This is a genomic window from Streptomyces sp. NPDC020379 (genome assembly GCF_044387105.1).
Lineage (GTDB): Bacteria > Actinomycetota > Actinomycetes > Streptomycetales > Streptomycetaceae > Streptomyces.
In genome coordinates, this window is record NZ_JBIRVR010000005.1 from 273,106 (window position 1) to 299,379 (window position 26,274).

20 protein-coding genes and 1 pseudogene are annotated in these 26,274 nt (G+C 72.5%); 13 read left to right on the forward strand and 8 right to left on the reverse strand.

All coding sequences use genetic code 11. The features are described from left to right. The first annotated feature begins 137 nt into the window (after positions 1-137). From ACH427_RS09330 to ACH427_RS09375, 10 genes are all read left to right on the forward strand, one after another. Complete coding sequence (locus tag ACH427_RS09330) at positions 138-1,088, forward strand: ABC transporter ATP-binding protein (RefSeq protein WP_398868819.1); 951 nt, start codon at positions 138-140, stop codon at positions 1,086-1,088. Continuing rightward, positions 1,085-2,071 carry an ABC transporter permease subunit gene (locus ACH427_RS09335; protein ID WP_398868820.1) on the forward strand — a complete coding sequence of 329 codons (987 nt, stop codon included), beginning with the start codon at positions 1,085-1,087 and terminating at the stop codon, positions 2,069-2,071. The genes ACH427_RS09330 and ACH427_RS09335 overlap by 4 nt, the downstream gene beginning before the upstream one ends. Before the next feature lie 54 nt (positions 2,072-2,125). Further along, on the forward strand, positions 2,126-2,512 hold the full coding sequence (locus tag ACH427_RS09340) for a GntR family transcriptional regulator (RefSeq protein WP_398868821.1): 387 nt from the start codon (positions 2,126-2,128) through the stop codon (positions 2,510-2,512). Between the two features lie 366 nt (positions 2,513-2,878). Then, positions 2,879-3,976, forward strand: a complete 1,098-nt coding sequence (locus tag ACH427_RS09345) for a hypothetical protein (protein ID WP_398868823.1) — start codon at positions 2,879-2,881, stop codon at positions 3,974-3,976. A 139-nt stretch (positions 3,977-4,115) separates the two neighbouring features. Then, positions 4,116-4,679 carry an RNA polymerase sigma factor gene (locus ACH427_RS09350; protein ID WP_398868824.1) on the forward strand — a complete coding sequence of 188 codons (564 nt, stop codon included), beginning with the start codon at positions 4,116-4,118 and terminating at the stop codon, positions 4,677-4,679. Between the two features lie 168 nt (positions 4,680-4,847). Further along, positions 4,848-5,780 (forward strand): D-alanyl-D-alanine carboxypeptidase family protein, encoded by a 933-nt coding sequence (locus ACH427_RS09355; protein WP_398868825.1) that lies wholly within the window; start codon positions 4,848-4,850, stop codon positions 5,778-5,780. A gap of 497 nt (positions 5,781-6,277) precedes the next feature. Continuing rightward, positions 6,278-8,275 (forward strand): ABC transporter ATP-binding protein, encoded by a 1,998-nt coding sequence (locus tag ACH427_RS09360; RefSeq protein WP_398868826.1) that lies wholly within the window; start codon positions 6,278-6,280, stop codon positions 8,273-8,275. Between the two features lie 546 nt (positions 8,276-8,821). Next, positions 8,822-9,469, forward strand: coding sequence for a DUF4360 domain-containing protein (locus ACH427_RS09365; RefSeq protein WP_398868827.1), 648 nt, complete (start codon positions 8,822-8,824; stop codon positions 9,467-9,469). Between the two features lie 275 nt (positions 9,470-9,744). Then, positions 9,745-10,320: an ATP-binding protein gene (locus tag ACH427_RS09370; RefSeq protein ID WP_398868828.1), complete on the forward strand. Its 576-nt coding sequence runs from the start codon at positions 9,745-9,747 to the stop codon at positions 10,318-10,320. Positions 10,321-10,594: 274 nt separating this feature from the next. Next, positions 10,595-12,685, forward strand: coding sequence for a SpoIIE family protein phosphatase (locus tag ACH427_RS09375; RefSeq protein ID WP_398868829.1), 2,091 nt, complete (start codon positions 10,595-10,597; stop codon positions 12,683-12,685). A gap of 36 nt (positions 12,686-12,721) precedes the next feature. On the opposite strand, the gene ACH427_RS09380 is transcribed toward ACH427_RS09375, so the two are convergent. The 6 genes and pseudogenes from ACH427_RS09380 to ACH427_RS09405 form a co-directional block, all read right to left on the reverse strand. Continuing rightward, positions 12,722-13,225 (reverse strand): hypothetical protein, encoded by a 504-nt coding sequence (locus ACH427_RS09380; protein ID WP_398868830.1) that lies wholly within the window; start codon positions 13,223-13,225, stop codon positions 12,722-12,724. A 185-nt stretch (positions 13,226-13,410) separates the two neighbouring features. Then, positions 13,411-14,316, reverse strand: coding sequence for a ribokinase (locus ACH427_RS09385; RefSeq protein WP_398868905.1), 906 nt, complete (start codon positions 14,314-14,316; stop codon positions 13,411-13,413). A 31-nt stretch (positions 14,317-14,347) separates the two neighbouring features. After that, positions 14,348-16,242, reverse strand: a pseudogene (locus ACH427_RS09390) (substrate-binding domain-containing protein). After that, a complete protein-coding gene (locus tag ACH427_RS09395; RefSeq protein ID WP_398868831.1) occupies positions 16,232-17,815 on the reverse strand; it encodes a sugar ABC transporter ATP-binding protein in 1,584 nt (527 codons plus the stop codon). The pseudogene ACH427_RS09390 and the gene ACH427_RS09395 overlap by 11 nt, the downstream one beginning before the upstream one ends. Before the next feature lie 12 nt (positions 17,816-17,827). Beyond that, positions 17,828-18,835, reverse strand: a complete 1,008-nt coding sequence (locus tag ACH427_RS09400; RefSeq protein ID WP_398868832.1) for a LacI family DNA-binding transcriptional regulator — start codon at positions 18,833-18,835, stop codon at positions 17,828-17,830. Positions 18,836-19,007: 172 nt separating this feature from the next. Continuing rightward, positions 19,008-21,416 (reverse strand): phosphoketolase, encoded by a 2,409-nt coding sequence (locus tag ACH427_RS09405; RefSeq protein WP_398868833.1) that lies wholly within the window; start codon positions 21,414-21,416, stop codon positions 19,008-19,010. A 257-nt stretch (positions 21,417-21,673) separates the two neighbouring features. Here ACH427_RS09405 and ACH427_RS09410 point away from each other — a divergent pair, with 257 nt between their 5' ends. Both ACH427_RS09410 and ACH427_RS09415 read left to right on the forward strand, forming a co-directional pair. Then, positions 21,674-22,492, forward strand: coding sequence for a SigB/SigF/SigG family RNA polymerase sigma factor (locus ACH427_RS09410; RefSeq protein ID WP_398868834.1), 819 nt, complete (start codon positions 21,674-21,676; stop codon positions 22,490-22,492). A 92-nt stretch (positions 22,493-22,584) separates the two neighbouring features. Continuing rightward, a complete protein-coding gene (locus ACH427_RS09415) occupies positions 22,585-22,776 on the forward strand; it encodes a hypothetical protein (RefSeq protein WP_398868835.1) in 192 nt (63 codons plus the stop codon). A gap of 67 nt (positions 22,777-22,843) precedes the next feature. On the opposite strand, the gene ACH427_RS09420 is transcribed toward ACH427_RS09415, so the two are convergent. Then, positions 22,844-23,146, reverse strand: coding sequence for a chaplin (locus ACH427_RS09420; protein WP_398868836.1), 303 nt, complete (start codon positions 23,144-23,146; stop codon positions 22,844-22,846). A 448-nt stretch (positions 23,147-23,594) separates the two neighbouring features. Between ACH427_RS09420 and ACH427_RS09425 the strand changes: the two genes are divergently transcribed. Then, positions 23,595-25,067 carry an SDR family NAD(P)-dependent oxidoreductase gene (locus tag ACH427_RS09425; RefSeq protein ID WP_398868837.1) on the forward strand — a complete coding sequence of 491 codons (1,473 nt, stop codon included), beginning with the start codon at positions 23,595-23,597 and terminating at the stop codon, positions 25,065-25,067. A gap of 65 nt (positions 25,068-25,132) precedes the next feature. Here the strand turns inward: ACH427_RS09425 and tsaD are convergent, their stop codons facing one another. Continuing rightward, on the reverse strand, positions 25,133-26,197 hold the full coding sequence (gene tsaD / locus ACH427_RS09430) for a tRNA (adenosine(37)-N6)-threonylcarbamoyltransferase complex transferase subunit TsaD (protein ID WP_398868906.1): 1,065 nt from the start codon (positions 26,195-26,197) through the stop codon (positions 25,133-25,135). Positions 26,198-26,274: the final 77 nt, after the last annotated feature.

Consider the following 26,274-nt stretch of genomic DNA (forward strand, 5'->3'; position numbering starts at 1 on the left):
GCGCGAGTTCGCTGCGATGTGGCGAGCTCGCGCCCTTTTTGCCCGTTTCTTTCCTTCGTGTTGACAGGTGATCCCGTGATCCATAATGCTCATTCCACTAGCTGACTAGTTAATTAGCAACGTGGGCGGTGGGTGGGATGAGATCAGCCGACGGCGCGAGCCGTTGGGCGGTGGAGGCGCGGGGACTGGGCAAGCGCTACCGGAAGAACTGGGCACTGCGCGACTGCTCCTTCCGGCTGCCCGCCGGATCGGTCTGCGGGCTCGTGGGCTCCAACGGCGCGGGCAAGAGCACCCTGCTGGGCATCGCGGCGCGGCTCGTCCGGCCGACGACCGGCAGCCTGCGGATCCTCGGCCGGCCCGTGACGGACCCCGGGACGCTCGCGAGCTGCGCCTTCCTGGCCCAGGACAAGCCGCTCTTCCCGCAGTTCACCGTGGAGGACACGCTGCGCCTGGGCGCGGAGCTCAACCCCCGCTGGGACCGGGCCGTCGCCGAGCGCATCGTGGGCTCCGGCAGGATCCCGCTCGGCGCGCGCGTCGGCACGCTCTCCGGCGGCCACCGCGCCCGGGTGGCGCTCGCCCTGGCCTTCGGCAAGCGGCCCGGGCTGCTGCTGCTCGACGAGCCGCTGGCCGCGCTCGACCCGCTCTCCCAGCACGAGATCGCGGGCCTGCTGATGGCCGAGGCCGCCGAGCAGGGCACGACCGTCGTGATGTCCTCCCACCAGCTGTCCGACGTGGCCACCATGTGCGACCACCTGCTGGCCGTCGCCGACGGCCGCGTACGGCTGGCGGGCGAGGTCGACGAGCTGGTGGGGGCCCACCGGCTGGTCACCGGAGCGCACCTCGTGGAGGGCGTGCCGCAGGAGATCGCGCGGCACACCGTCGTCGAGTCGCGCACCACAGGGCGCCAGTTCACCGCGCTGATCCAGGCGCGGGGCCCGGTCGAGGGCGAGTGGAAGGTCAGCGCGCCCAGCCTGGAGGAGGTGCTGCTGGGCTACCTCCGGTCGCCCGGCACGCCCGCCCTGGTGACCGCGGACGCCGGAATCGAGAACGAGGACCGCGCCGCGCGCGGGGAAGAGGGGACGGCATGAGCGGCGCCGTACGGACACCGAAGGAGTCGGAGGCCGGCAAGCAGCCGCCGCGCCTGCTGCGCGGCATGGCGTGGCTGGCCTGGCGCCAGCACCGCACGGCGCTGGTGGCCTGCCTGGTCCTCGCGGCATCGGCCTGCGTCTACATGCTGTGGGAGCGTGCCGCGGTCGTGGACTACCTGGCCGGGGGTCCGGCGGGTGTCGCGGACGGCGAGTTCAAGATGGCCTTCCCGGGCACGGCCTACGCGTCGGCTTTCGAGAACGGCTCCGGGGTGATGGCGATGCTGCCCGTGATCGCGGGAGCCTTCCTCGGCGCCCCGCTGATCGCCGGTGACCTGGAGCGCGGCACCCTGAAGCTGGTGACGACCCAGTCGATGACCCGCCGCCGCTGGCTGGGCACCAAGGCCGGGATGGCGGTGCTCGTCACGCTGGTGTGCTCGGCCGGGCTCTCGGCCGCGTTCACCTCCTGGTGGAGCGTGGTGCACGACGTCACCTCCGGGGACTGGATCGAGAACGGCGACTTCGACAAGACCGGCCCCATGCCGGTGGCCTGGGCGCTGCTCTACCTCGCCGTCGGTGTCGCGCTCGGTGTGGTCGTCCGCCGGGTGCTGCCCGCGATGGTGCTGACGTTCGGCTTCGGCTTCGCGATGAGCATCGTGTGGGACCGGATCCGGCTGCTGCCCTTCACTCCCCGGGTGATCACCAACCCGGTGGAGCAGGGCCAGCCCACCGTGCCCGCGGGCGGCGCCCGCTTCGACAACTGGACCGTCGACGCCCAGGGCGGACTCCACGGCTTCGGAGCCTGCTTCAACGAGCGCACGCCGGCCGAGTGCAGGGCGAACAAGAGCATCGTCGCCCAGCGCCTGGAATACTTCGCCCACGACCAGATGAGCGTCATGCAGTGGACGTGGGCCGGGATCCTGCTGGCGGCGGCCCTCGCGATCGCGGGCCTCACCGTGTGGTGGATCCGCCGGCGGCCGCTGTGATCCGCGAAGCCGTCCGGTCCACGCGCAGCCGGACGGAATGAGGGGCGGGCTCACATGGTCGAGTTCAGGATCGACCGGCACAGCGGCATGGCCGCCTATCTCCAGATCGTCCAGCAGGTCCAGGAAGCGCTGCGGATGGGCATCCTCGCCGAGGGCGACCAACTGCCCACCGCGGCGCGGGTCGCGCGGGACACCAAGCTCAACCCGAACACGACGCTGAAGGCGTACCGGGAGCTCGAACACCTGGGCCTCGTCGAACCCCGTCCCGGCGTGGGCACCTTCGTCAGCGCCGTCCCGGCCCAGCGCAGCCCCCTCGCCGACTCCCCGCTCCTCGGCGAACTGTCGGACTGGATGCGCCGGGCCCGCGGGGCGGGCCTGGACTGGGGGGACGTCTCGGCCCTGATCACAGCGGCACGCGTGGAGCACTTCCCCGCGGGGTGAGTGGTCCTGGGGCCGGCCTGTGCGCTCGGCCGCGGGCCGTCCCGTCCGCACCGCCGCCGCGCGGCGGTGTCCTCGATCGCCGGACGGGCTGGATGTGGCTGATGGGGGTGCGCGATCCAGCCCGTCCGGCGCCAGCGGGCGCGCCCGGAAGGCGCTCGTGCCGCAGGCGACCACGATCCGCACCGACAACGAGCTCCCCGCGACGCGGCGGACTCATGACACCCGACCGAGAAACGGCATGACGACACCATGAAACCGGTCCCGATACCCGGCTCCCGCGCAGGGGATCCCGCGGCGGAGCCCGTCGGCGGCGCGGCGTTGCCCGCGGCGCCGTCCGCGCGTCTGGCGAAACGTATCTTCCCGTGGGTGTGGCCGCCGCTCGCGGTCTACGCCGTCACCACCGCGCTGCATCTCGCGCTGCTCTCCGCGATGGCGGGCCCCGACGGCCCCGGGCTGCGGGACCGGCTCCTCTCCTGGGACGGCAAGCTGTACGTCGACATAGCCGCCAACGGCTATCCCGACGGCTACACCTATGCCGCGGACGGCAGCCTCACCGGCAACAACCTCGCGTTCTTCCCGCTGTATCCGCTGCTGATCCGCGTGGTGCACACCTGCACGGGCCTGAGCTACGAGTTGGCGGGCATCGTCACCGCCCATCTCGCGCTGATCGCCGCGCTGATCGTCGCGCAGTGCCTCCTCACCCGGCTGTACGGGCGGCGGACCGCCGTCATCGGGACCGTCCTGCTGGCCGGGGCGCAGCCGATGGCCGTCGCCTTCCTGATGTCCTACAGCGAGTCGCTGTTCCTGGCGCTGGCCGCCGGGACGCTGCTGGCCGCGCACCGCCGCGCCTGGCTCACCGTGGGCACGCTCGCGCTGCTGGCCGGGCTGACCCGGCCCGCAGCGGCAGCGGTGGTGGCGGCGCTGACCGTGGCCGTCGCCCTGGAACTGCTCCGCGAACGCCGCCTGCGGGCGCGCCCGTTGGCGGGCCTCGCGCTGGCGTGCGCCGGCACGCCCCTGTATCTGTGGTGGGTGGGCGCGCGCGTCGGTGACCCGGCCGCGTGGTTCACCATCCAGGAGGCCGGCTGGGGCACGCACTGGGACAACGGGACGGCGTTCCTCGACTTCCTCGGCGACTCGCTCGGCCGCGGCGAGGGCTGGGTGCCGGTGAGTACGGCCGTGCTGCTGCTCGGGATGGTCTGCGCGACGGTGGTGGCCTGGCGGCGCGACGCGTGGCCGCCGCTGCTCGTCCACGGTACGGGCATCCTGGTGCTCACGCTCTGTCAGAGCAACTACTCCCACTCGAAGCTGCGTCTGCTGGTGCCGGGCCTGCTCTTCCTGGTGCCCGCGGCCAAGGCGCTGGCCCGGGCGCGCCCGCGTACGGCGGTGATCGTCCTGGCGGCGGCGACATTCTTCGGCTGCTGGTACGGCGCGTACATGCTCACGATCTGGCGCTACGCGATCTGAGCGGCGGGGGGTGGGCCACCGCGCGGACGCAGGTGAGTAATCGCACCACTGCGGAGAGTTAAAATTTTTGACGTGTTGCCGCACAACCAGCTCCGCCTTCCGGTTCATTGGACGCACCGCACGACGGATCGAGGGATCTGTGACTGGAGAGACGGACCGGCTCCCGCCGCTCCGCACGTGCAGCCGCCGACTGGCGATCACCTTCGCCGCCTTCCGTGAGATGCACGCGAGGCGCTGGTGCGCCTACGCCCATGTGCACACCGGGGACGGTGCGGCGGCGGAGGAGATCGTGACGGCGGTCCTCGGGCAGCTGGGCCGGCAGTGGCCGCATGTGCTGCGCCGGCCGTCCGCCGACGCGTACGCCTGGTCGTCGCTCAAGGGGCACCTGGCCGCCTGGCTCGCGGTGCGCGGCCGTGACTCGGCGCTGGTGACGGCCGCGTTCGGCTGCGTGACCCGGCTGCCCCGCGAGTGCCGTCAGCGGTTCGAGCTGCTGGAGAACCGGATGGCGCTGTACGCGGCGATCACCCGGCTGCCGGAGCGGCAGTGCGACGCCCTTGTCCTCAGCCATGTGATCGGCTACAGCGTGGGCCAGGTCGCGAGCCTGCTCGGCACCGACGAGTCGCTGGTGCGCTCCCACATCGGCCACGCGAAGCGCAAGCTCGGGTCCGGCCCGCCCGTCGGGCACCCCGTCAGCGGGAGCTGACGCCTCGGTCACGGCGTGCGCCGGCGCCCCTTTATCAGATGCCCGCACCCTCCCTCCGTCAGCGCGCGAAGCCCCCATCACCCGATCGTGAGGCCGATTTCACCACGCGAGGAGACCGGTGCAACGATGCGCTCGCCCGAACCGACTATCTGAGTAACTGGAGCCTGCATGCAGCGATGTGGGGGAGTACCGGCCGGCCGCTGGGGAGCGGCGTTGATCGCCTCGGCCACGGCCGTCGTCCTCGCGCTCCCGGCGCCCATGGCGGAGGCCGCCGGCGCGAGCGGCCCGCCGAAGGTCGCCGCCAAGGGCGCGTACCTGCTCGACAGCGGTGCCGACAAGCAGCTGTGGGCCAAGGAGGCCGACACCAGGCGGCAGATGGCCAGCACCACCAAGATCATGACGGCGGTCGTGGTGCTCGACAGCCACGGGGTGGACCTTGACCGGCAGATCCCGGTCAAGCAGTCCTACCGGGACTACGTCACACGCACCGGAGCGAGCACGGCCGACCTCCGCACCGGCGACAAGCTGACGGTCAGGCAGCTGCTCTACGCGCTGATGCTGCCCTCCGGCTGTGACGCCGCCTACGCGCTCGCCGACTCCTTCGGCAGCGGCGACGACGAGGGCGCGCGCACCCGTTCGTTCATCGCGATGATGAACAAGAAGGCGGCCGAGCTCGGGCTGACCCGCACCACCTATGACTCCTTCGACGGCATCTCCTCCCGGGGCGGCAACCTCACCACCCCGCGCGACCTGGCGAAGCTCTCCCGGCACGCGCTGCGGAACCGCATCTTCCGCCAGGTCACGGGGTCCCTGAACACCCAACAGAAGGCGACCAACGTCAACCGCCTCTACACCTGGTACAACACCAACAAGCTGCTCGGCTCCTACAAGGACGTCGTCGGCATCAAGACCGGCACCACCTCCGCTGCCGGGCCCTGCCTGGTCTTCGCCGCGCAGCGCCGTGGCCGCGCCGTCGTCGGCGTCATCCTCGACGACGCCACCGGCCGCTACCCCGACGCCGCCAGGATGCTCGACTACGCCTACGGCAAGCACACCGAGCTGAAGCTCCGCAAGCTTCCGCCGATGGCCCGCGAGGACTGAGCGGCCCCGTACCCCGCCTCACCGGAACCCGGATCTCCGACCAGAGGTCCGGGTTCCGTGCGTGCGCGGCCCCCGTAGGTGAGTGCCCGTCACTTCCCAGGAACCGGCACTGTTTTGTACCTGAACGAGTGAACCGTCCGCGGGGAAGTGCCGGATGCCGAACTCCCCGGCGCGCAGGGGAAGATAGAGTCCTTCCTGTCCGGAAACGGACATCGGACCCCCGCGTTCGCCGACGGTTGTACCGGACCGCACCGCCGTCCGCCGGGGCCCGCCACCCCACTCCGACTCCTCGGCACGTCGCCGCCCACCCCTGCGGCATCCGCATGCCCATGGGCCCTGCCCAAGAACGGGAGCGCACCCCCACCACTTCGTCCACCGAACCCTGGAGGCGCCATGTCCGCCCGAACCGAGCCCCGGAACGACCCGCGAGCCCGCGGCCCACGGACCGCCGCCCCGGAGCGCCGGCCCGCCGCGGCGAGCGACCGGCCGGAGGCACGATGACCGTCCTCAAGGGGCGGCCACCACGGACGATCCCCGTCTCGGTGAGCGAACTGCTCCTGTTCGGCGGCGCCTTGCGGTGCGACGCGCCGTTCACGGACCACGAGAAGCCCCTCCTGAGGCTCACCTTCCGGTCGATCGCGCGGCAGTTCCCGGCCACGGTCGGCACGGTGGCGAAGGCCGCCTGGCGCGAGGACCCCGCCGCGCTGCTCACCCTGCTGGGCGCCGAGCTGGGGCAGGGCGCCGCCCGCGCCTTCGGGCTGGTGGCCACCAATCAGGTGCTCGTCGCCCTCTTCGCCGCCGGGCCCACTCCCGAGCGGATCCACCGGGCGCTGCCCGCCCTGCTCGCCGTCACCGCGGTCAGCGCGGCCTCCGCCCTGCTCGCCTCGGTCTCCGTGGCCGCCGCCGGGCAGTTGGAGCCCAAGGTGGAGCGGGTGTGCACCGCCCGCTTCTACCGCACCGCGGTCCGGGTGGAGCTCGCGACGCTGGAGAACAAGGACTTCCACCGCAAGCTCGACGCCGGCCGCTTCGGCACCGACTCGGTGCGGATGATGCTCGGCTCCTCGGTGCTCGTCGTCAACGCCCTGATCGGGCTGGTCTCGGCCGCCGGTGTGCTGGCGCTGCTGCACCCGTCGCTGGTGTTCATGCTGCTGCTGATCGCGGCGCCCAAGGGCTGGGGCGCGGTCGTCTCCGCCCGCCGCCAGTACGCCTCGCGGCACGCCTGGATCGAGCACCGGCGCGCGATCTCCGTCATCACCTCCACGCTGACCAGCCAGGACTCCGCCGCCGAGATCCGCGTCCACGGCGCGGGCCGGATGCTCGTCGACGCCTACGACGACATGGCGGCCACCATGGAGAAGGAGCAGCAGCGCCTGGCCCGCGCCCAGGCGGTCACCCAGGGCGCGTCCTCGGCGCTGTCCGGGCTGGCGGCCGTCGCCGCGTACGGCGTGCTGTGGCTGCTGCTGGCGTCCGGGGGAGTGCCGCTGGCGATCGCGGGCACTGCCGTGATCGCCGTACGCGCCTGCGGCGCCGGGCTCACCTCCCTGGTGATCCAGGTCAACCGCCTCTACGAGGAGGCGATGTATCTGGCCGACCTGGAGGACGCCTGCCGCACCGCCGAGCGGCACGCCATCCCCTCCGGCGGGGCGCCCCTGGCGGCGGGGGTGCGCGAGATCCGGCTGGAGAAGGTGTCGTTCGTCTATCCCGACACCACGGTGCCCGCGCTCTACGAGATCAGCCTGGCCATTCCGCCCGGCAAGGTCGTGGCCCTGGTCGGTGCGAACGGCTCCGGCAAGACCACCCTGTCCAAGCTGGTCGCCGGGCTCTATCTGCCGACGTCGGGATGTCTGTCCTGGAACGGCGTCGACGTCCGGGAGGCCGACCGGGACCAGCTCTTCGACCAGGTCGCCGTCCTCTCCCAGGACTTCCCCCGCTGGCCCATGACCGCCCGGGCCAACATCCACATCGGCAGGCCGGGGCGGCGGCTCGACCAGGACCTCATCGAGCGTGCGGCCGCCGACGCCGATGCCACCGATGTCGTCAAGTCCCTGCCGCACCAGTGGGACAGCCTGATCGTCAAGGGCTTCGAGCGCGGCATCCAGATCTCCGGCGGCCAGTGGCAGCGGCTGGGCAGCGCCCGGGCCCGCTACCGCCGCGCCCCCCTGCTCATCGTGGACGAACCCACCTCCGCGCTGGACCCCAAGGCCGAGGCGGAGGCGTTCCGTTCGCTGCGGACGCTGACCGACGAGGGCACGACCGTCCTGCTGATCACCCACCGGCTGGCCGCGACCGCGACCGCCGACCTCATCTATGTGCTGGACCGTGGACACCTCGTGGGCGAAGGCACCCATGAGGAGCTGATGGCCGTCGAGGGCGGGCTCTACCGCTCGATGTACGAGCTCCAGGCCGCCCAGTACGGCATCGAGCCCGCTCCGCGATCCGCCCCCGACCCCGTCAGGCGCAATGGTTCCCCGCATGCACAGCCCGCCCAGGCATGACGGTCGCACCGACGCACCGTCCCCGTCCCGGCCTTCGCCCTCCGCTCCGTCCCTGCCGCGTCCCAGGCCCCCGTCGCAGCCGTCGCCCCCGGCGGTCCGGCCTCCGTCCTCGTCCGGACCGCCGCCCCCGTCCGACCGTCCGGCGCCGCCCGCCTCTTCGCCCCCACCGGCCAGGCCGCCCCTCGGTCCCCTGGCGAGCACCTTGCGCGATGTCTTCGGGTGCCTCGGTGTGATCACGGCGGCGGTGCTGATTTCCTTCCTCTGTGTTCACTTGAGCCACGCGTTCCCCGAACTCTCGGCCAAGTGAACGGAGTCGGGCGTCGGTCATTACCGGCCAACAGGCCGCATGGCCGACGCCGACTCTGGCGGAGCCGTGTGCCGCCTCCTACCATTCGAACGCTCCCGTCCCCACGGGTCATCCGAGGGCATGACTTGTCATGATCATGCCCTGAATTCGTTCAGTTCTCACTCATTCCGTTTCCGGAATCCGTCCCCGGCGTCCGGCCGGAATGCGCCCGCTCAGTCCAGGACAACGATTGGAGAGCCATGCCCGCCGGTCTTTTCGCAGGGGCCACGATCGCGGCGCTGTTCAGCGCCCCGTTCTCCACGTACGGGCCCTCGGTCATCGTCAACCCGCCGCCGGACAAGATCGTGATCGAGATAGCGACCGTGAACGGCTCGGGCTGCCCGCAGGGAACCGCCGCGGTGGCCGTGTCGCCCGACAACACCGCCTTCACGGTGACCTACAGCGACTACCTCGCCCAGGTGGGCCTGGGGTCCAAGCCGACCGACGCGAGAAAGAACTGTCAGCTCAACCTGATCGTCCACGTCCCCCAGGGCTTCACCTACGCCATCGCCAGCGCGGACTACCGCGGCTACGCCCAGCTGGAGGACGGCGCGGTCGGCGCCGAAAAGGCGTCGTACTACTTCCAGGGGCAGTCCCAGACCGTCCCCAGCGTCCATAACTTCAAGGGCGCCTACGCCGACAACTGGCAGGCGACCGACCAGGTCGACATCGCGTCCCTGGTCTGGGCGCCGTGCGGCGAGCAGCGCAACTTCAACATCAACACGGAGCTGCGTGTCAACGCCGGGACCTCGGACCCGACCAAGACCACCAGCTACATGACCATGGACTCGACCGACGGCAACCTCAACACCGTCTACCACCTGGCCTGGAAGGAGTGCCCGAAGTAGGCACGGCCCCTGCGTGGGGTGGCGGGCCGGCGGGCCCGTCACCCCGGCGTCGATGGGGACTTTATGTCGCCCACAACGTCTGTCACCTGCGGCAATAGCACTCCGCACGGCCTTGGTCACATAATGGGTATAGACCTCTGGCGAAAAGCGCGCGAATGTGGGGGGAACCACAGCGAAGACCAGCGGTCCGGAAACAGCCCCCCAGGACCGTACCGGCGCCAAAGACACGTCCCCGCCCGGCGCCCTTCGCCCTACCTCGACCGCCCTTGAGTCAGATGCCTGCAATCAGCCGCGACACCGTGAGTCATCCGCACCCGGCCGACGCCGTCACCAGCGTCCCCGCCGCGTGGGCCGTGGCACCACGGCACAGCCTCCGGCCCTCCTGGGCAGCCGGGCTTCCCCTGTGCATGCACAGCCCGCCCGCGCCGCGGCAGCCGTACCACCCCGCGCCGCACCCCTCCCGCGCGATCTCGCTGCCCCCGACCGTGCGCTCCGTGGCCGCCGCCCGCCGCTTCTCGGAAGGGCTGCTGGCCGAGTGGGGCCTGCACGAGCTCGTCGGGGACACCGCCCTCCTGCTCTCCGAGCTGGTCACCAACGCCGTGGTCCACGTGACCGACGCCGTCGGCGACATCGAGCTCGTGCTCACCCGGGCGCGGGGACACCTGATCGCCCAGGTCTCCGACACCGGCGGACACCTGCCGCGCTGCGGCGAGGCGGGCGCGGACAGCGAGAACGGGCGCGGGATGTGGCTCGTCGAGCAGATCGCCACGAAGTGGGGCCACCGGCCCTCGGCCAAGGGCAGGGGCAAGACCGTCTGGTTCACGCTGGCCCTGCCCGCTCCCGCCCGGTAGGCCGCCTCCGGCCCGGCTTCGCCTCGCGCGACCCCCGTAGGCCCACGCCCCCTTTCCTCCGCTTCCTCCGCGGGCGCCACCGTGGAGCGGACGGCGCGGCCCCGCATCCCGGCTCATGCGCGAACGCGCACAGGCTGCGCACCGGGCGGGTTCGGAGAGACCATGGAAGTCGCCGCGGCGACATGGCGGAGGAGCGGGGCCGGGGTGACGTGCCGGTCCGGCCCGACCGGTGCGAGGCCGCCGCACCACCCGCTGGGGCGGAAGGAGGACCTCGATGGGGACGACCGACGCGTACCGGTCGGAACCCGGCACTGCCGCGGGCGCGCCCTACGAGCCGGGCGGCCTGCTGGACGTGCTCAACGTGGCCGCCGTCGTCCTCGACCGCAAGGGACGGATCGTCCTGTGGAGCCCGCAGGCGGAGGCCCTCTTCGGCTGGAGCGCCTCGGAGGCCCTCGGGCGGTACGCCGCCCAGCTGCTGGTCATCGACGATCACCTGGAGCCGGTGCTCGAACTGTTCGCCAAGGTGATGGGCGGCGAGTCCTGGGCCGGCGTCTTCCCCGCCCGGCACAAGGACGGCACCGCCCGGCTGGTGGAGTTCCGCAACATGCGGCTGGAGGACCGCGGCGGGGACTTCTACGCCCTGGGAATGGCCACCGACCAGGAAGTCCTCCGCCACGTCGAGCGGGACCTCGCCCTCTCGCTCCGGCTGGTCGCCCAGTCGCCGATCGGCCTCGCCGTCCTCGACACCGACCTGCGCTTCGTCATGGTCAACCCCGCGCTGGAACGCATCCACGGCCTGTCCGCCGAGGAACACCTCGGCCGCCACGTCGGCGAGGCCCTGCCGCTCGCGGACGTGGCCGAGATCGAGTCCGCCATGCGCGAGGTGCTGGCCACGGGCACCCCGCTGCTGGACCGGTTCGCCGTGGGCCGCGCCGGTGGCGGTGTCTCCGACGACCAGGCCCAGCTGGTCTCGTACTACCGCCTGGAGGACCCCGCCGGGCGCACCCTCGGCCTCGCCACCTCCGTCGTCGACGTCACCGACCGGCACCGGGCCAACAACGAGGCGCGGCGCCGCACGACGCTGATCGCCGACGCGTCCGTGCTCATCGGCACCACCCTCGACCTGGACCGCACCGCCCAGGAGCTCGCCCAGGCCGTGGTGCCGGGCCTGGGCGACGTCGCCGCGGTCGACGTCCTCGACACGGTGCTCGCCGGTGAGCGCGCCGTCCCGCCGGACGGGGACGCCGCCGTCTTCCGCGCGCTCGCCGTGGCCTCCACCGAATCCGCCGGGTCCACCGACGCCGTCCGTGCCGCCGACCCGCCGGGGCAGATCGCGAAGTACGCGGCCGACCGGCTGGTCACCCGGTGTGTGACCACCGGGCGGCCCGTGTGTGTCGCCCGGGTCCACGAGCGCGACCTGCCCCGCATCGCCCGTGACGGGGCGGCCGCCGAGCTGCTGGCCCGCGCCGGACTGCACTCCTACCTCGCGGTTCCCCTGATCGCCCGGGGCGAGGTGCTCGGCGTGCTGGACCTCAAGCGCATCGGCAACCCCCGGCCCTTCGGCGAGGACGACATCGCGCTCGCCGGGGAGCTGGCCGCGCGGGCCGCCGTCAGCATCGACAACGCGCGCTGGTACCAGCGCGAGCGCAGCACGGTCCTCACCCTCCAGCGCAATCTGCTCCCGCAGCGGCCCGCGCACCTGGTCGGCCTGGAGATCGCCTATCGCTACCAGCCCGCGGGCACCGCGAGCAACGTCGGCGGCGACTGGTTCGACGTCATCCCGCAGGCCGGGGAGAAGAGCGCCCTGGTCGTCGGGGACGTCATGGGCAGCGGCATCAACGCGGCCGCCGCCATGGGCCAGTTGCGCACCGCCGCCCGTACGCTCTCCCAATTGGGGATCGCCCCCGACCGGGTGCTGCACCACCTCGACCACACCGCCACCGGTCTGGACCAGATGATCGCCACCTGTGTCTACGCCGTCTACGACCCCCACGAAGCCCGCTGCCACGTCGCCACCGCGGGCCACCTGCCGCCCGTCCTCGTACGCCCCGGCCACCGCCCCGAGTTGCTCGACCTGCCCGCCGGGGCGCCGCTGGGCGTCGGCGGTGTCCCCTTCGAGAGCGTCAGCCTGCCACTGGCCCCCGGCGATCAGCTCGTCCTCTACACCGACGGCCTGGTCGAGACCCGCGACGAGGACATCGACGTCCGCCTGGACGTCCTGCTCTCCGTACTCACCGACGCCCCCCAGGACCTGGAGGAGACCTGCGACCTGCTGCTGAGCTCGCTGCGCGAGGGCAACGACCAGGACGACGTGGCGCTGCTCATCGCCCGGGTCAGGGCCGGGCCCGCCCAGGACGCCCGGTGACGGGCGGCTCCCCGCGGGCGCGGCCCTGTCGGCGGGTCAGCGGAGCTGGATGCGGTACGCCGCGCCGCCGTCCGTCAGCGTGATGCGGGCCTCGCCCTTCGCGCCCGCGTAGCTGCCCGTGCCGCCCGTCACGGCCGCGGTCGTCGGGTAGGGGCCGCGGCCGAAGCGGTTCGTGAGGGAGGTGAGGACGAGCGTGCCCCGGTCGGTGCGCAGGACGCGCTCGCACTGGGTCACGATGCCTTCGTAGCGCGCCAGGACCACATCGCAGCGGTCGCTCGCGTCGCCGACGCGCTTGCCCGCGGTCTCCTTGCCGTCCCTGTCGGTGGCCGTGGTGTGCAGGTCGAAGTAGCTGACCCAGTGGTCGCCGGTCCGGGGGTTCTGCGGCTCGGTGCCGGTCTTCTGCACCGTGGTCAGGCGGAGGTCCTTGTCCCCGTCGGCCGCGGCGGGTTGCAGGGACAGCACGCTGATCGTCACGGCGCCGGCGGCGGCCATCGCGGCGGCGGCGATGCTCAGCGTGCGGCGGGGACGGTCACGGAACATGTCGGTCCTCCAGATCGAGTCGGAGCGGCCCGGACCCGGCGTTCCTCATCCGTACCGTCCGGCACCGCGTTCACCTCGACGCCGACGGTATCGCGGAGCGACCGCGTGGCGACACGAAGTCACCCACGAGATACAGCCAATTGTTCGATAGTTGAACTCGGTTGACGATATGCGGACCGAACTCGCTATCCCGGGAGCTCCGACAGCGTGGGGTACGACGGCTGCGCACCGTCCTTCGTCACCGCCGCCGCCCCCACCCGCACGGCGAACCGCGCCGCTTCCAGCAGCGATGCGCCGGTGGCCAGGCGACCCGCCAGCGCTCCGGTGAAGGCGTCCCCGGCGCCGGTGGTGTCGACCACCTCGGCGGACACCCCCGGCACGGGAACCGGCTCGTCGTCCGCGGCGTCCAGCACCAGCGCGCCCCGCCCGCCCAGGGTCACCACGACCGAACGCGCGCCCGACTTCCGCAGTGCGGTGATCCACTCGCGGGCTTCCGCGCGGTGGAGCCCCGAGATCCGCCGGGCCTCGTGCTCGTTGACGACCAACGGGTCCGCGGCCTCCAGGAGTTCGGGATCCAGCTCGCCCGCCGGCACGGGCGAGGGGTTGAGCACGACGCGGGTGGACGTCTCCCGGGCGACGCGGACCGCCTCCCGCACGGTCTCCTCCGGGATCTCCAGTTGCAGCGAGACCACCGCGGAGCCGGCGATCACCTCCCGGGACGCCCGCACGTCCGCCGGGGAGAGGCGGGCGTTCGCGCCGGGGGAGACGACGATGCTGTTGTCGCCGTCCGCGCCGACGACGATCATCGCGGTGCCGGTCCGGGCGCCCTCCTCCACCACGACGTGCCGCACCTCGGCGCCGGACGCGCGCTGACCGGCCAGCACCAGCTCGCCATAGGCGTCGTCACCGACCTTCGCCAGCAGGGCCGTACGGGTCCCGAGCCGGGCGGCCGCGGCGGCCTGATTGGCGCCCTTGCCGCCGGGCGACTCCACCAGATCGGACCCCGGCACCGTCTCGCCCGCGTCCGGCCGCCGGCCGACCCGCACCGTCAGATCGGCGTTGGCCGAGCCCACCACCAGCACGTCGTACATCTTCTTCTTCCCGTTCATGCCCCTCACCCTCTCAGCCCGCGAAGCCCGCGGCGTTCTCCCGGGTCACCAGCACCACGGGAACCTTCACCTCGCGCGGCAGCGGCTTGTGCCGCGCGGCCCGGACCGCCCAGTCCACCGCCTGCCTGCCGAGCAGCCTGGGCTGCTGGGCGACGGTCGCGGTCAGGGCACCGTCCCGCACGGCGGCTATGCCGTCCGGCGTGCCGTCGAAGGCGACGACCTTCACGCCCTTGCCGGAGCGGGCGCCCAGCGCCTTGGAGGCGCCGAGCGCCATCTCGTCGTTGGCGGCGAAGACACCGGAGAGATCACCGTGCGCCTGGAGCATGTTCGCCATGACGTCCATGCCCTTGGTGCGGTCGAAGTCGGCGGGCTGCCGGGCGACGACCTCGACGCCCGGGTAGGCCCGGATGCCCTCCTCGAAGCCCTTGCCGCGCTCCCGGGCGGCCGACGTGCCCGGCAGGCCCTCCAGGAACGCCACCTTCCCCTTGCCGCCGACCGCTTCGGCGAGCGTCCGCGCCGCCAGCCGCCCGCCCGCGACGTTGTCGGAGGCGATCGTCGAGCCGACCCTGCCGCCGTTGACCCCGCGGTCGATGGAGATCACCGGCACGTCCGCGCGGTTGGCGACCCCCACCGCGGGCACCGCGGCGTCCGAGTCGACGGGGTTGATGACCGCCGCCTTGACGTTCTGGCTGGTGAACGTCTCCATCTGATTGATCTGTTGCGTCGGGTCGTTCTGTGCGTCCGTGATGTTGATCTTCAGGCCGCGGGCCCTCGCCTCCTCCTGGGCGCCCTTCTTGATGCCCACGAAGAACGGGTTGTTCATCGTGGACAGGGCGAGCCCCAGATCCGTATGGCCGCCGCGGTCGCAGCCGCTCAGCGCGAGGGCGCCGGCCAGCACCGCCGCCGCGGCCACTGCTCCCGCACGCCCCCTCACCGCGCGCTCCGGCGGCGCAGCGTGTCCAGCAGCACGGCCAGCGCGATGACCAGGCCCGTCGCGACCTGCTGCCAGAAGGCCGACACCGACAGCAGGTTGAGCCCGTTGCGCAGCACCGCGAGGATCAGCGCGCCGATGAGCGTGCCCGACGCCTTGCCCGAGCCGCCGGACAGGCTCGCCCCGCCGATGACCACGGCGGCGATGGCGTCCAGTTCGTAGCCCACCGCGGCCTGCGGCTGCGCCGAGGTCAGCCGGGAGGCCAGCACGATGCCCGCCACCGCGGCGAACAGCCCGGAGAGCGCGTAGACGACGAGCTTGCGGCGCCGGACGTCGATGCCCGACAGCCGGGCCGCCTCCTCGTTGCCGCCGATCGCGAACATCGTCCGCCCCGTGTACGTCCGCGCCAGCACCAGCGCCGCGATCGCCCCCATCGCGACCATCACGAGCACCGGCACCGGCAGCCAGCCGCCGAGGGTGTCGCCGAGCCGGCCGAGCGAGGAGGGGAAGGCGATCGGGGAGCCGCCCGATATGACGAGCGCGAGGCCGCGGCCGACGGACAGCATCGCCAGCGTGGCGATGAAGGCGGGGAGCCGGCCGTACGCGACGAGCGCGCCGGACACCAGCCCGGCCACCACGCCCACCGCGAGGCCCAGCGGCAGCGCCACCACCACCGGCAGCCCATGGGATGTGGCGGCCCACGCGACCACCGTCGCCGAGAGCGCGGCCACCGAGCCGACGGACAGGTCGATGCCCGCCGACACGATCACGAACGTCACCCCGAACGCGAGGATCGCCGTCACCGACGCCTGGACGCCGACGTTGAGGAGGTTCTGCCCGTTCAGGAAGTCCCGCGACAGCGCCGCCATCACCACGACCAGGGCGATCAGCCCGCCCAGCGGGCCGTTGCGGAGCACCGCCCTGGTGAACCACTGCCCGGGAGTGATCCCGGGCGCCCGAAGCACCTCAGCCGACATCGGAGTCCTCCATCGCGCTCTGCACCGTGTTCCTGTCCGTGTGCGGCACCCGGACCGCGAGTTCCATCACCGCGTCCTGCGTGGCCTCTTCGCCCGCGAGCTCACCGACGATCCGCCCCTGGGCCATCACCAGCACCCGGTCGCTCATCCCGAGCACCTCCGGCAGGTCGCTGGAGATCATCAGGACCGCGCGGCCCGCGGCCGTCAGCTCGTTGACGAGCCGGTAGATCTCGACCTTCGCGCCCACGTCGATGCCGCGCGTCGGCTCGTCGAGGATCAGCAGCCGGGTGCCCGCCAGCAGCCACTTGCCGATGACGACCTTCTGCTGGTTGCCGCCCGACAGCGTGCGCGCCGACTGCTCCAGGCCGCTCATCCGCACCTTCAGCCGCTCGGCCACCGCCGCCGCCTCGCGGCGCTGCGCCCGCCGGTCCACGAACCCGCCGCGGGTGTCGCGGTCGAGCCGGGCCAGCGTGAGGTTGTCGCTCAACGAGGCGTCCAGGAGCAGGCCCTGGCCCTTGCGGTCCTCGGGGACGAGCCCGAGCCCCGCCCGCATCGCGGCCCGTACGTCGCCGCGGGCCAGCGCCCTGCCGTCCACCTCGACCGTGCCCGCGTCGTAGCGGTCCACGCCGAACAGCGCCCGCGCGACCTCGGTGCGGCCCGCGCCCACCAGCCCGGCCACGCCCACGACCTCACCGGCCCGCACCTCGAAGGAGACGTCGGCGAAGCCCGGGGCCGGCCCGCCGCCGCGGGTCAGCCCGCGCACCCTCAGCAGGGGCGCGCCCGGCGCCTCGGGGCGGTGCCGCGGATACTGCTCGGCGATGTCGCGGCCGACCATGAGCCGGATGAGCTCGTCCTCGCCGGCCGCGGCGGGCACCTCCGCCACCGAGCGCCCGTCGCGCAGCACCGTCACCCGGTCCCCGAGCGCGGCGATCTCCTCCAGGTGGTGGGTGATGAAGATGACGCCGACGCCGCTCTCCCGCAGTTCGCGGACGATGCCGAAGAGGGTCGAGACCTCCTCGGAGGTGAGCACGGCGGTCGGCTCGTCCATGATCAGCACGCGGGCTTCCAGGCTGAGGGCCTTGGCTATCTCCACCATCTGGAGCCGGGCGACGCCCAGTTCCGAGACCGGGGTGGCGGGGGAGACATCGAGGCGTACCCGGCGCAGCAGTTCCGCGGCGCGGGCCCGCATGGCGCGTCTGTCCACGAGGCCGAGCGCGGTGCGCGGCTGCCGCCCCAAGAAGATGTTCTCCGCGACGGTGAGCTGGGGGACGAGGTTGAACTCCTGGTGGATGGTGGCGATGCCCAGGCGCTCGGCGTCCTGCGCGGAGCGGATGGCCACCTCCCGCCCGTCGACCAGGATGCGGCCCTCGTCGGGGCGGTGGGCGCCGGCGAGCATCTTGATGAGGGTGCTCTTGCCCGCGCCGTTCTCCCCGAGCAGGACGTGCACCTCACCGGCGCGCAGGCTCAGGTCCACCCCGTCCAGCGCCCGTACGCCGGGGAAGGACTTCGTGACCCCTTCCACCCGCAGCACCTCCCGGCCACCGGCCGGAACGTCGTCTTCGACGCCGGTCATGTGCTGTCCTTTCTAGTGGTCCGACCGCGGCCGTTCGCCGCAGGAGCGGCGGGGCACGAGCTGTGCCGGCAGCAGCACCGACGGGGCCTCGCGGCCCTCGATCCGTTCCAGGAGCGTGTGCACGGCGGCCCGGCCCAGATCCCGTGTCGGCTGGGCGATCGCGGTGAGCGGCGGATCCGTGTGCGCGAACCACGGCACGTCGTCGAAGGCCACCAGCGCCACGTCGCCGGGGATGCGCAGCCCCCGCGCCCGTACCTCGTCGAGCCCGCCCAGCGCCATCAGGTTGTCCGTGGCCAGCACGGCGTCCGGCGGCTCCGGCAGGTCCAGCAGGGCGCGCATCATGCGCTGCCCGCCGGCGGGGGAGAGGTCCGGAGAGGAGACGATCCGCTCGGCGGGCAGGGCGATTTGGTGCCCGGCCAGGGCCGCCCGGAAGAGTTCCAGCCGCTCGTCGCCGATGGGCGTCCCGGCGGGGGCCACGATGACGGCGGGTCTGCGCCGACCCAGCTCGGCGAGGTGCGCGGCGAGGTCGGCGAGCGCCTGGCGGCCCTCGGCCCGTACGCACGGGGCGGTGACGCCGGGCACCGGGCGGTCGAGGAGGACGAGCGGGGTGCCGGAGGCGACGGCCTCGCCGAGCATGGCGGAGCCGGTGCCCGCGGAGCTGACCATCAGGCCGTCGATGCGCCGGTCCAGCAGGGTGCGGATGTGGTCGTCCTGCTGCCGTGGGCTCTCCCCGGCGTTGCCGATGATCAGGCTGTAGCCGAGCCGGCGGGCCTCCTGCTCGACGGCGTCGGCGAGTTCGGTGAAGAAGGGGTTGCGGAGGTCGCTGATGACCAGCCCCAGCGTGCGGGTGCGGGCGGTGCGCAGCGCGCGGGCCACCACGTTGGGCCGGTAGCCGAGCTCCGCCACGGCCGCGAGGACGCGGTCGCGGGTCGCGGCGACGGGCGAGCGGCCGTTGAGCACCCGGGAGACGGTGGCGACGGACACGCCCGCCCGCTCGGCCACGTCCTTGATGTTCGCCATGGCGCTCCGTCGGATGCGGGGGATGTGATCGATTCCGTGCGGGCCTCAGGTAATCGATTACACGTGCGCGCCGTCAAGATGCCGCCGATGTGACGCGCGTCATGCCGACGCGCATCACATTCGTGGTCCTGAGGGTGGCTGGAGGGTGGCTGCGGGGGTTGTCAGGTCCGGTTCACGAGAGGGCGGCCGCGCCGGACCAGGTCCAGTCCCGCACCTCCGGCATGTCCGTGCCGTGCTCGCGGATCCACGTGTGGTGCCGCGTACGGGCGTCCGCCATCGCCTGCCGGACCGGCACCGCGCGCACGCCCAGGCCCGGCACCCGGTCGATGACGTCCATGACCAGGCGGTAGCGGTCCAGGTCGTTGCTGACGACCATGTCGAAGGGCGTGGTCGTCGTGCCCATCTCCTTGTAGCCGCGCACATGCATGCCGACGTGGCCGGTGCGGCGGTAGGTGAGCCGGTGGATGAGCCACGGATAGCCGTGGTAGGCGAAGATGACCGGCCGGTCGGAGGTGAACAGCGCGTCGTACTCCGGGTCGGACATCCCGTGCGGGTGCTCCTCCTTCGGCAGCAGGCGCGTCATGTCGACGACGTTGACGACCCGTACGGCCAGCCCGGGCAGGTGCCTGCGGAGCAGGTCGGCGGCGGCCAGCACCTCCTGGGTGGGGACGTCGCCCGCGCAGCCGAGCACCACGTCCGGCGGCCGCTCGCCGGTCTCCGTGCCCGCCCAGGTCCACACCCCGGCGCCCCGCGCGCAGTGGACGCGGGCCTCGTCCAGCGTGAGCCAGTCGAAGCAGGGCTGCTTGCCCGCGACGACCACATTGACGCGGTCGCGGCTGCGCAGCACGTGATCGGTCACGCACAGGAGCGTGTTGGCGTCCGGCGGGAGGTAGACGCGGACGGCATCGAGCGACTTGTTGAGCACGTGGTCGACGAAGCCGGGGTCCTGGTGGGAGAAGCCGTTGTGGTCCTGGCGCCAGACGTGGGAGGTGAGCAGGTAGTTGAGGGAGGGGACGGGGCGGCGCCAGGTCAGCGCTCGGGAGGTCTTGAGCCACTTGATGTGCTGGTTGACCATCGAGTCCACGATGTGCACGAAGGCTTCGTAGCAGGAGAAGAGGCCGTGCCGGCCGGTGAGGGTGTAGCCCTCCAGCCAGCCCTGGCAGAGGTGTTCGGAGAGCACCTCCATCACCCGGCCGTCGCGGGCGAGGTGTTCGTCGGTGGGCAGGGTCTCCTCCTGCCACGCCTTACCCGTCGCCGCGTAGACGGCGTCCAGCCGGTTGGACGCCGTCTCGTCAGGGCCGACGAGCCGGAAGTCCCTGCGCTCCGCGGTGTCGGCCATCACTTGCGCGAGGAGGCCGCCGAGCACCCGGGTCGGCTCGTGCAGGGCGGTGCCGGGCTTCTCCACGGGCACCGCGTAGTGCTCCAGTGGTGGCAGCGGCAGCGAGCGGGTGAGCAGGCCGCCGTTGGCGTGCGGGGTGGCGCCGAGCCGCCGGGTGCCGCGCGGTACGTACTCCAACACCCGCGGCAGCGGCCGGCCTTGCGCGTCGAAGAGCTCCTCCGGCCGGTACGAGCGCAGCCAGCTCTCCAGCATGCGCAGGTGCTCGGGGTTGTCCCGGACCCCGGAGAGGGGGACCTGGTGGGCGCGCCAGGTGTTCTCCACGGGCAGCCCGTCGACCTCGGCGGGGCCGGTCCAGCCCTTGGGCGTACGGAGCACGATCAGCGGCCAGTGCGGCCGGTCGGGCACGCCCTCCTCGCGGGCCACGCGCTGCGCGGTGGCGATGTGGTCCAGGGCGCGGTCGAGGGCGGCGGCCAGCGCCCGGTGCACGTGGGCGGGGTCGTCACCGGAGACGTACAGCGGTTCGTGGCCGTATCCGCGCAGCAGCCGGTCCAGCTCCTCCTCGGGGAGGCGGGCGAGGACGGAGGGGTTGGCGATCTTGTAGCCGTTGAGGTGGAGCACGGGCAGGACCGCGCCGTCGTGCACGGGGTCGAGGAACTTGTTCGCGTGCCAGGACGTCGCGAGCGGTCCCGTCTCCGCCTCGCCGTCCCCGATGACGCAGGCGACCAGCAGGCCGGGGTTGTCGAGGGCCGCGCCGTACGCGTGGGCGAGGGAGTAGCCGAGCTCGCCGCCCTCGTGGATCGAGCCGGGCGTCTCCGGGGCCACGTGGCTGGGCACCCCGCCGGGGAAGGAGAACTGCCGGAACAGCCGCTCCATGCCCTCCGCGTCCCGGCTCACGTCCGGATACACCTCGCAGTAGCTGCCCTCCAGCCAGGAGTTGGCGAGCACGGCCGGTCCGCCGTGCCCGGGGCCCCAAACGCAGAGCACGTCCAGGTCCCGTGCCGTGATCACGCGGTTGAGGTGGGTGTGGATCAGATTGAGACCGGGGGTGGTGCCCCAGTGCCCCAGCAGCCGCGGCTTGATGTGCTCCGGCTCCAGCGGCACGGTCAGCAGGGGGTTGCTCAGCAGATAGATCTGCCCGGCGGAGAGGTAGTTGGCCGCGCGCCAGTGCGCGTCCAGGGCCGCCACTTCGGCGTCGGTGAGCGCGCCCGTGCCCGGCTCGGTGGTGTGGGGGTGCGTGGTCATGGGGCCTCCAGTGCGGTGGCGGACGCGGCTCGCGGTCGGCGGGTACCCGACGCGCGGGCGAGAAAACGGCGGAACGGCGGTCACCCTGCGTACGTGTGGCACTGCTCCGAGTCGCGTAAACCTCCGGTGCGCGTGATGCTGGGGTGATCGTGGCCGGCGACGGTCGCCCGAGCCTCGGGGAACGGTGGCACCGGCTCCTGACCGGCGCCGCCCGCACACGGCGAAAGTGTGCGCGTGAGCGAGGGAGAAGCGTGATCATGGCCGAGACGACGACCCACCGGCGGCGCACCCGCGACGCCCCCGACACGGCCGACGCCTTCGTGCTCCTGGCGGCCCTGCCCCCCGGCCCGGAGCGCGACCGCCTCCGGCAGGAGGTGATCGCCGCCTGGCTGCCCATGGCCGAGCGCATCAGCCTGCGCTTCCGCAGCAGTGGTGAGAGCCCCGCCGACCTGCGCCAGGTGGCCGCCCTCGGGCTGGTCAACGCCGTCGACCGCTACGACCCCGGGCTCGGCCACGCCTTCGAGACCTTCGCCGTCCCCACCATCAACGGTGAGCTCAAGCGGCACATCCGCGACCACGCCTGGTCCGTGCACATACCCCGCCGCGACCAGGAGCTGCGCACCGCCGTCCGCACCGCGCAGGCGGCCCTGGCGCACCGGGACGCGCGGGCCCGGACCACCCCGGCGGAGCTGGCCGCGGAGACCGGGCTGACCGAGGAGGAGGTGCTCCGCGGCCTCGCCGCCGAGGGCGTGCACAACACGCTGTCGCTGGACCACCCGGTCCTCGGCGCCGACGACCTCCCGCTCGCCGAGACCCTGGGCTGGGCGGACCGCGCGCTGGACCTCGTCGTCGACCGGCAGGCCCTCAAACCGCTGCTGAGCGCGCTGCCCGAGCGGGAGAAATACGTTCTGTACTGGCGTTTCTTCGGAAATCTCACCCAGAAGCAGATAGGGGCCCGCCTCGGCGTCTCGCAGATGCAGATCTCCCGCATCCTCAGCCGCACCTGCGCCCGGCTGCGCCGGGAACTGCTCGGCCAGGCGACCGCCCCGCCGGGCCGCAGTCCCGCCCCGGGATGAGCGCGGGGGGCTCGTCGTACGTACTCCGGTGCGGCGGCAATTCGAACGTCCGCATTCCTCGGCAGTTCCCGCACGGCAGGAGGCGTATCACCATGACGTCCGGCCACACCCACCTGACCCCCGATCTGCCGCCGATCATCGAGATCCCCGACCTGCCCGGTGCCCCGCACTCCAGGGGGAAGCCCGCCGACCCCGGTGGTGAGGAAGCCGCACATGGCGGTGGCGCCCACCATGAAGAACATGATGGGCGCCACGAACGCGCAGGTGAGGACTCCGGCGGCTGACTGTGACCCCTCCCCGGCGCGGGGTGCGCGGATGCGGCCGGCTGGAAGCTCGCTCCGCGCGGGCGGGTTACCAGCGGTCGTGGTCGCCGTGGCCGTGACCGCCGTGGTGGCTGTGGAAGTGCTCTTCCTCGTCGACGTTGGCGCAGGTGTTGCCGAAGGTGGGGTTCAGCAGACCGACGATGTCGATCGTGTTGCCGCAGAGGTTGAGCGGGATCTGGATCGGCACCTGGATGGCGTTGCCCGAGATGATGCCGGGGGAGCCGACGGCCGCGCCCTCTGCTCCGGCGTTTGCGGAAGCGATTCCCGCGGCGCCGGAAACGGCGACGCCGGCGGCGAGGGTCAGGGCGGCGGCCTTGGCGATACGCGACATGGCTAAACCTTTCTCATGGGTGTTGAGCGGCAATTGTTGCCGGAGAATCCAAAGGGATTCGCCCAATATCGGCGCTGAACACCATAATTAACCCGGAAAGCTCAATAAGTCATATGGGATACATTCAGGGTTGGTGCGGGTTTCCGTGAAGGGTGGTGCCGGGGCTTGACGGGTAAGGGAGTTCATCGCGGAAATACTCAACTCCCTTTCCGGAAAAGTGTCTTCCGTCGGAGGTGAGGTGTGTCCGTGCGGGCACCGGCGGCCTCGTGGACGCGCCGCGGCGGGCCGGCGGTCGTGACGTACGGTGAGCGGCTCGTAACCCGTACCGGGATCCGGGCGCACCCGGATCGTGTGATGTTCCGCGCTCGGGTTTGTCGTGGCGGGCTCCGCCTACGTACAGTTCTTCGAAGCTTCAATAGATCAGAAGAACTGGGAAACGACAGCGCCGATGACGGTCACAGAAGAAAGCCGCGACGGTGCGGTCCACCAGTCGGGCATCGACCCGGAGCGCATGGCGGTCTGCCTGAGCGTGCTCGAGGAGCTCGACCGGCTGCCGGTCGACCACCCGCAGGCGATCGAGATCCGCCGCGCCACCGCCGGGATCTACCGCACGGTCAAGCAGCGCCGCCGCCAGGAGCGCCGAGCCGCCAAGACCGCCAACGACAGGGCCGTCACCGAGGCCACCGCCACCGGCGCGGCCGACCGGATCGACGACGAGACGCGCGGCATCCCCCTCGCGGCCACGTCCACCGCCCAGATCGTCGGCATCCTGGAGCGCCCGCGGTCCTGCTACATCTGCAAGACGCGGTATGTCGAGGTCGACGCCTTCTATCACCAGCTCTGCCAGTCCTGCGCCGCCGAGAACCGCGCCCGCCGGGACGCGCGCACGGACCTCACCGGCAAGCGCGCGCTGCTCACCGGCGGCCGCGCCAAGATCGGCATGTACATCGCCCTGCGGCTGCTGCGGGACGGCGCGCACACCACGATCACCACGCGGTTCCCCAACGACGCGATCCGCCGCTTCAAGGCCATGCCGGACAGCGCGGACTGGCTGCACCGGCTGAAGATCGTCGGCATCGACCTGCGCGACCCCGCCCAGGTCGTCGCCCTGGCCGACTCGGTCAGCGCCGAGGGCCCGCTCGACATCCTGATCAACAACGCGGCCCAGACGGTCCGCCGCTCCCCGGCCGCCTACCGCGAGCTCGTCGCCGCCGAGGCGGCCCCGCTGCCCGCCGGTGAGCTGCCCGCCTCGGTCGTCTTCGGCGCCTTCGGCAGCGGCGCCCAGGCCGCGCTGCCCGCGCCGGCCGGGGCCAAGCACGACGAGCTCACCCCGCAGGCGCTCACCGAGCTCGCCCTGACCACCGGCTCCGCCTCGCTCGCGCGGGTCGAGGCCGGCACCGCGATCGACGCGGGCGGCCTCGTGCCCGACCTGGACGCCACGAACACCTGGATCCAGACGGTGGAGGAGGTCGACCCCGTCGAGCTCCTCGAAGTGCAGCTGTGCAATGTGACTGCGCCGTTCGTGCTGGTCAGCCGACTGCGCCCGGCGATGGCCGCCTCCACGGCCCGCCGGAAGTACGTGGTGAACGTCTCCGCCATGGAGGGCGTCTTCAGCCGCGGCTACAAGGGCGCGGGCCACCCGCACACCAACATGGCCAAGGCCGCGCTCAACATGCTCACCCGCACCAGCGCGCAGGAGATGCTGGAGACCGACGGCATCCTCATGACCGCCGTCGACACCGGCTGGATCACCGACGAGCGCCCGCACCCCGACAAGGTGCGCCTCGCGGAGGAGGGCTTCCACGCTCCGCTCGACCTGGTCGACGGCGCGGCGCGGGTCTATGACCCGATCGTCCGCGGCGAGGCGGGCGAGGACCTCTACGGCTGCTTCCTCAAGGACTACGCCCGCGCCAACTGGTAGGCGGAAGGCCGCAGAAGAGCTCGGTGTGCCGCAGGTGGTCTGCCACCTGCGGCACATTCATGTCGTCAGGCGGCGCGCACGGCCGCCCGCGGCGTGAGCGCCGCGTACTCCAGGGGCGCCGAGGGGTCGATCGACAGATCCAGCGGCGCCGGCTCCGCGCCCGCGCGGACCAGCAGGTCGCCGACCGCGGCGACCATCGCGCCGTTGTCCGTGCACAGCCGCAGGGACGGCACGCGCAGCTCGATCCCGGCCGCCGCGCAGCGCGACTGCGCGAGGGCCCGCACGCGCGAGTTCGCCGCCACACCGCCGACCACCACCAGCGTGCCCACGCCGTGCTCGACGCACGCGGCGACCGCCTTGCGCGTCAGGACGTCCGCCACCGCCTCCTGGAGGGAGGCCGCGCCGTCCGCGACGGGCAGCGGCAGCCCCGCCGCGCGGTGCTGCTCCGCCCAGCGCGCGGCGGCCGTCTTCAGGCCGGAGAACGAGAAGGCGTAGCGGTCGTCCCGAGGCCCCGTGAGCGGCCTCGGGAACGGCACCGCCCGCGGATCCCCCGCGCGCGCCGCCCGGTCGACGGCGGGCCCGCCGGGGTAGGGGAGGCCGAAGACCCGGGCGACCTTGTCGAAGCACTCGCCCGCCGCGTCGTCGAGCGTGTCACCGAGGTGCGTGATCGGATCCCGCGCCAGGTCCCGTACGAGCAGCAGCGACGTATGGCCGCCGGAGACGATCAGCACCATGCAGGGGTCGGGCAGCGGGCCGTGCTCCAGGGTGTCCACGGCCACGTGCCCGGCGAGGTGGTGCACCCCGTACAGCGGCACGCCCAGCGCGTACGCGAAGCCCTTCGCGGCCGCGCCCCCGACCTGGAGCGCACCGGACAGCCCGGGGCCGGTGGTCACCGCCACCGCGCCGATGTCGCTCATCGACAGCCCCGCGTCGGCGAGCGCGGCCCGCACCACGGGCGCCGCCGCGTGCACGTGCGCGCGGGCGGCGATCTCCGGCACGACGCCGCCGAAGCGCGCGTGCTCGTCCATGCTGGAGGCCACCGCGTGCCCCAGCAGCCGCCCGTCCCGGACCAGACCGGCGCCGGTCTCGTCGCAGGACGACTCGATCCCCAGCACCACCGGTGAACGCACCACGTCACGCCTCCTGCCATTGATAAGTAAATGCACATCCTATGCAACAAGGTCCCGGCTGTTCCGCCGTCTCCCCA

Coding starts and splice junctions, on each gene's coding strand:
- ACH427_RS09330 (WP_398868819.1), top strand. CDS start 138: ATGAGATCAGCCGACGGCGCGAGCCGTTGGGCGGTGGAGGCGCGGGGA.
- ACH427_RS09335 (WP_398868820.1), top strand. CDS start 1,085: ATGAGCGGCGCCGTACGGACACCGAAGGAGTCGGAGGCCGGCAAGCAG.
- ACH427_RS09340 (WP_398868821.1), top strand. CDS start 2,126: ATGGTCGAGTTCAGGATCGACCGGCACAGCGGCATGGCCGCCTATCTC.
- ACH427_RS09355 (WP_398868825.1), top strand. CDS start 4,848: ATGCAGCGATGTGGGGGAGTACCGGCCGGCCGCTGGGGAGCGGCGTTG.
- ACH427_RS09360 (WP_398868826.1), top strand. CDS start 6,278: ATGACCGTCCTCAAGGGGCGGCCACCACGGACGATCCCCGTCTCGGTG.
- ACH427_RS09365 (WP_398868827.1), top strand. CDS start 8,822: ATGCCCGCCGGTCTTTTCGCAGGGGCCACGATCGCGGCGCTGTTCAGC.
- ACH427_RS09370 (WP_398868828.1), top strand. CDS start 9,745: ATGCCTGCAATCAGCCGCGACACCGTGAGTCATCCGCACCCGGCCGAC.
- ACH427_RS09375 (WP_398868829.1), top strand. CDS start 10,595: ATGGGGACGACCGACGCGTACCGGTCGGAACCCGGCACTGCCGCGGGC.
- ACH427_RS09380 (WP_398868830.1), bottom strand. CDS start 13,225: ATGTTCCGTGACCGTCCCCGCCGCACGCTGAGCATCGCCGCCGCCGCG.
- ACH427_RS09385 (WP_398868905.1), bottom strand. CDS start 14,316: ATGTACGACGTGCTGGTGGTGGGCTCGGCCAACGCCGATCTGACGGTG.
- ACH427_RS09395 (WP_398868831.1), bottom strand. CDS start 17,815: ATGACCGGCGTCGAAGACGACGTTCCGGCCGGTGGCCGGGAGGTGCTG.
- ACH427_RS09400 (WP_398868832.1), bottom strand. CDS start 18,835: ATGGCGAACATCAAGGACGTGGCCGAGCGGGCGGGCGTGTCCGTCGCC.
- ACH427_RS09405 (WP_398868833.1), bottom strand. CDS start 21,416: ATGACCACGCACCCCCACACCACCGAGCCGGGCACGGGCGCGCTCACC.
- ACH427_RS09410 (WP_398868834.1), top strand. CDS start 21,674: ATGGCCGAGACGACGACCCACCGGCGGCGCACCCGCGACGCCCCCGAC.
- ACH427_RS09415 (WP_398868835.1), top strand. CDS start 22,585: ATGACGTCCGGCCACACCCACCTGACCCCCGATCTGCCGCCGATCATC.
- ACH427_RS09420 (WP_398868836.1), bottom strand. CDS start 23,146: ATGTCGCGTATCGCCAAGGCCGCCGCCCTGACCCTCGCCGCCGGCGTC.
- ACH427_RS09425 (WP_398868837.1), top strand. CDS start 23,595: ATGACGGTCACAGAAGAAAGCCGCGACGGTGCGGTCCACCAGTCGGGC.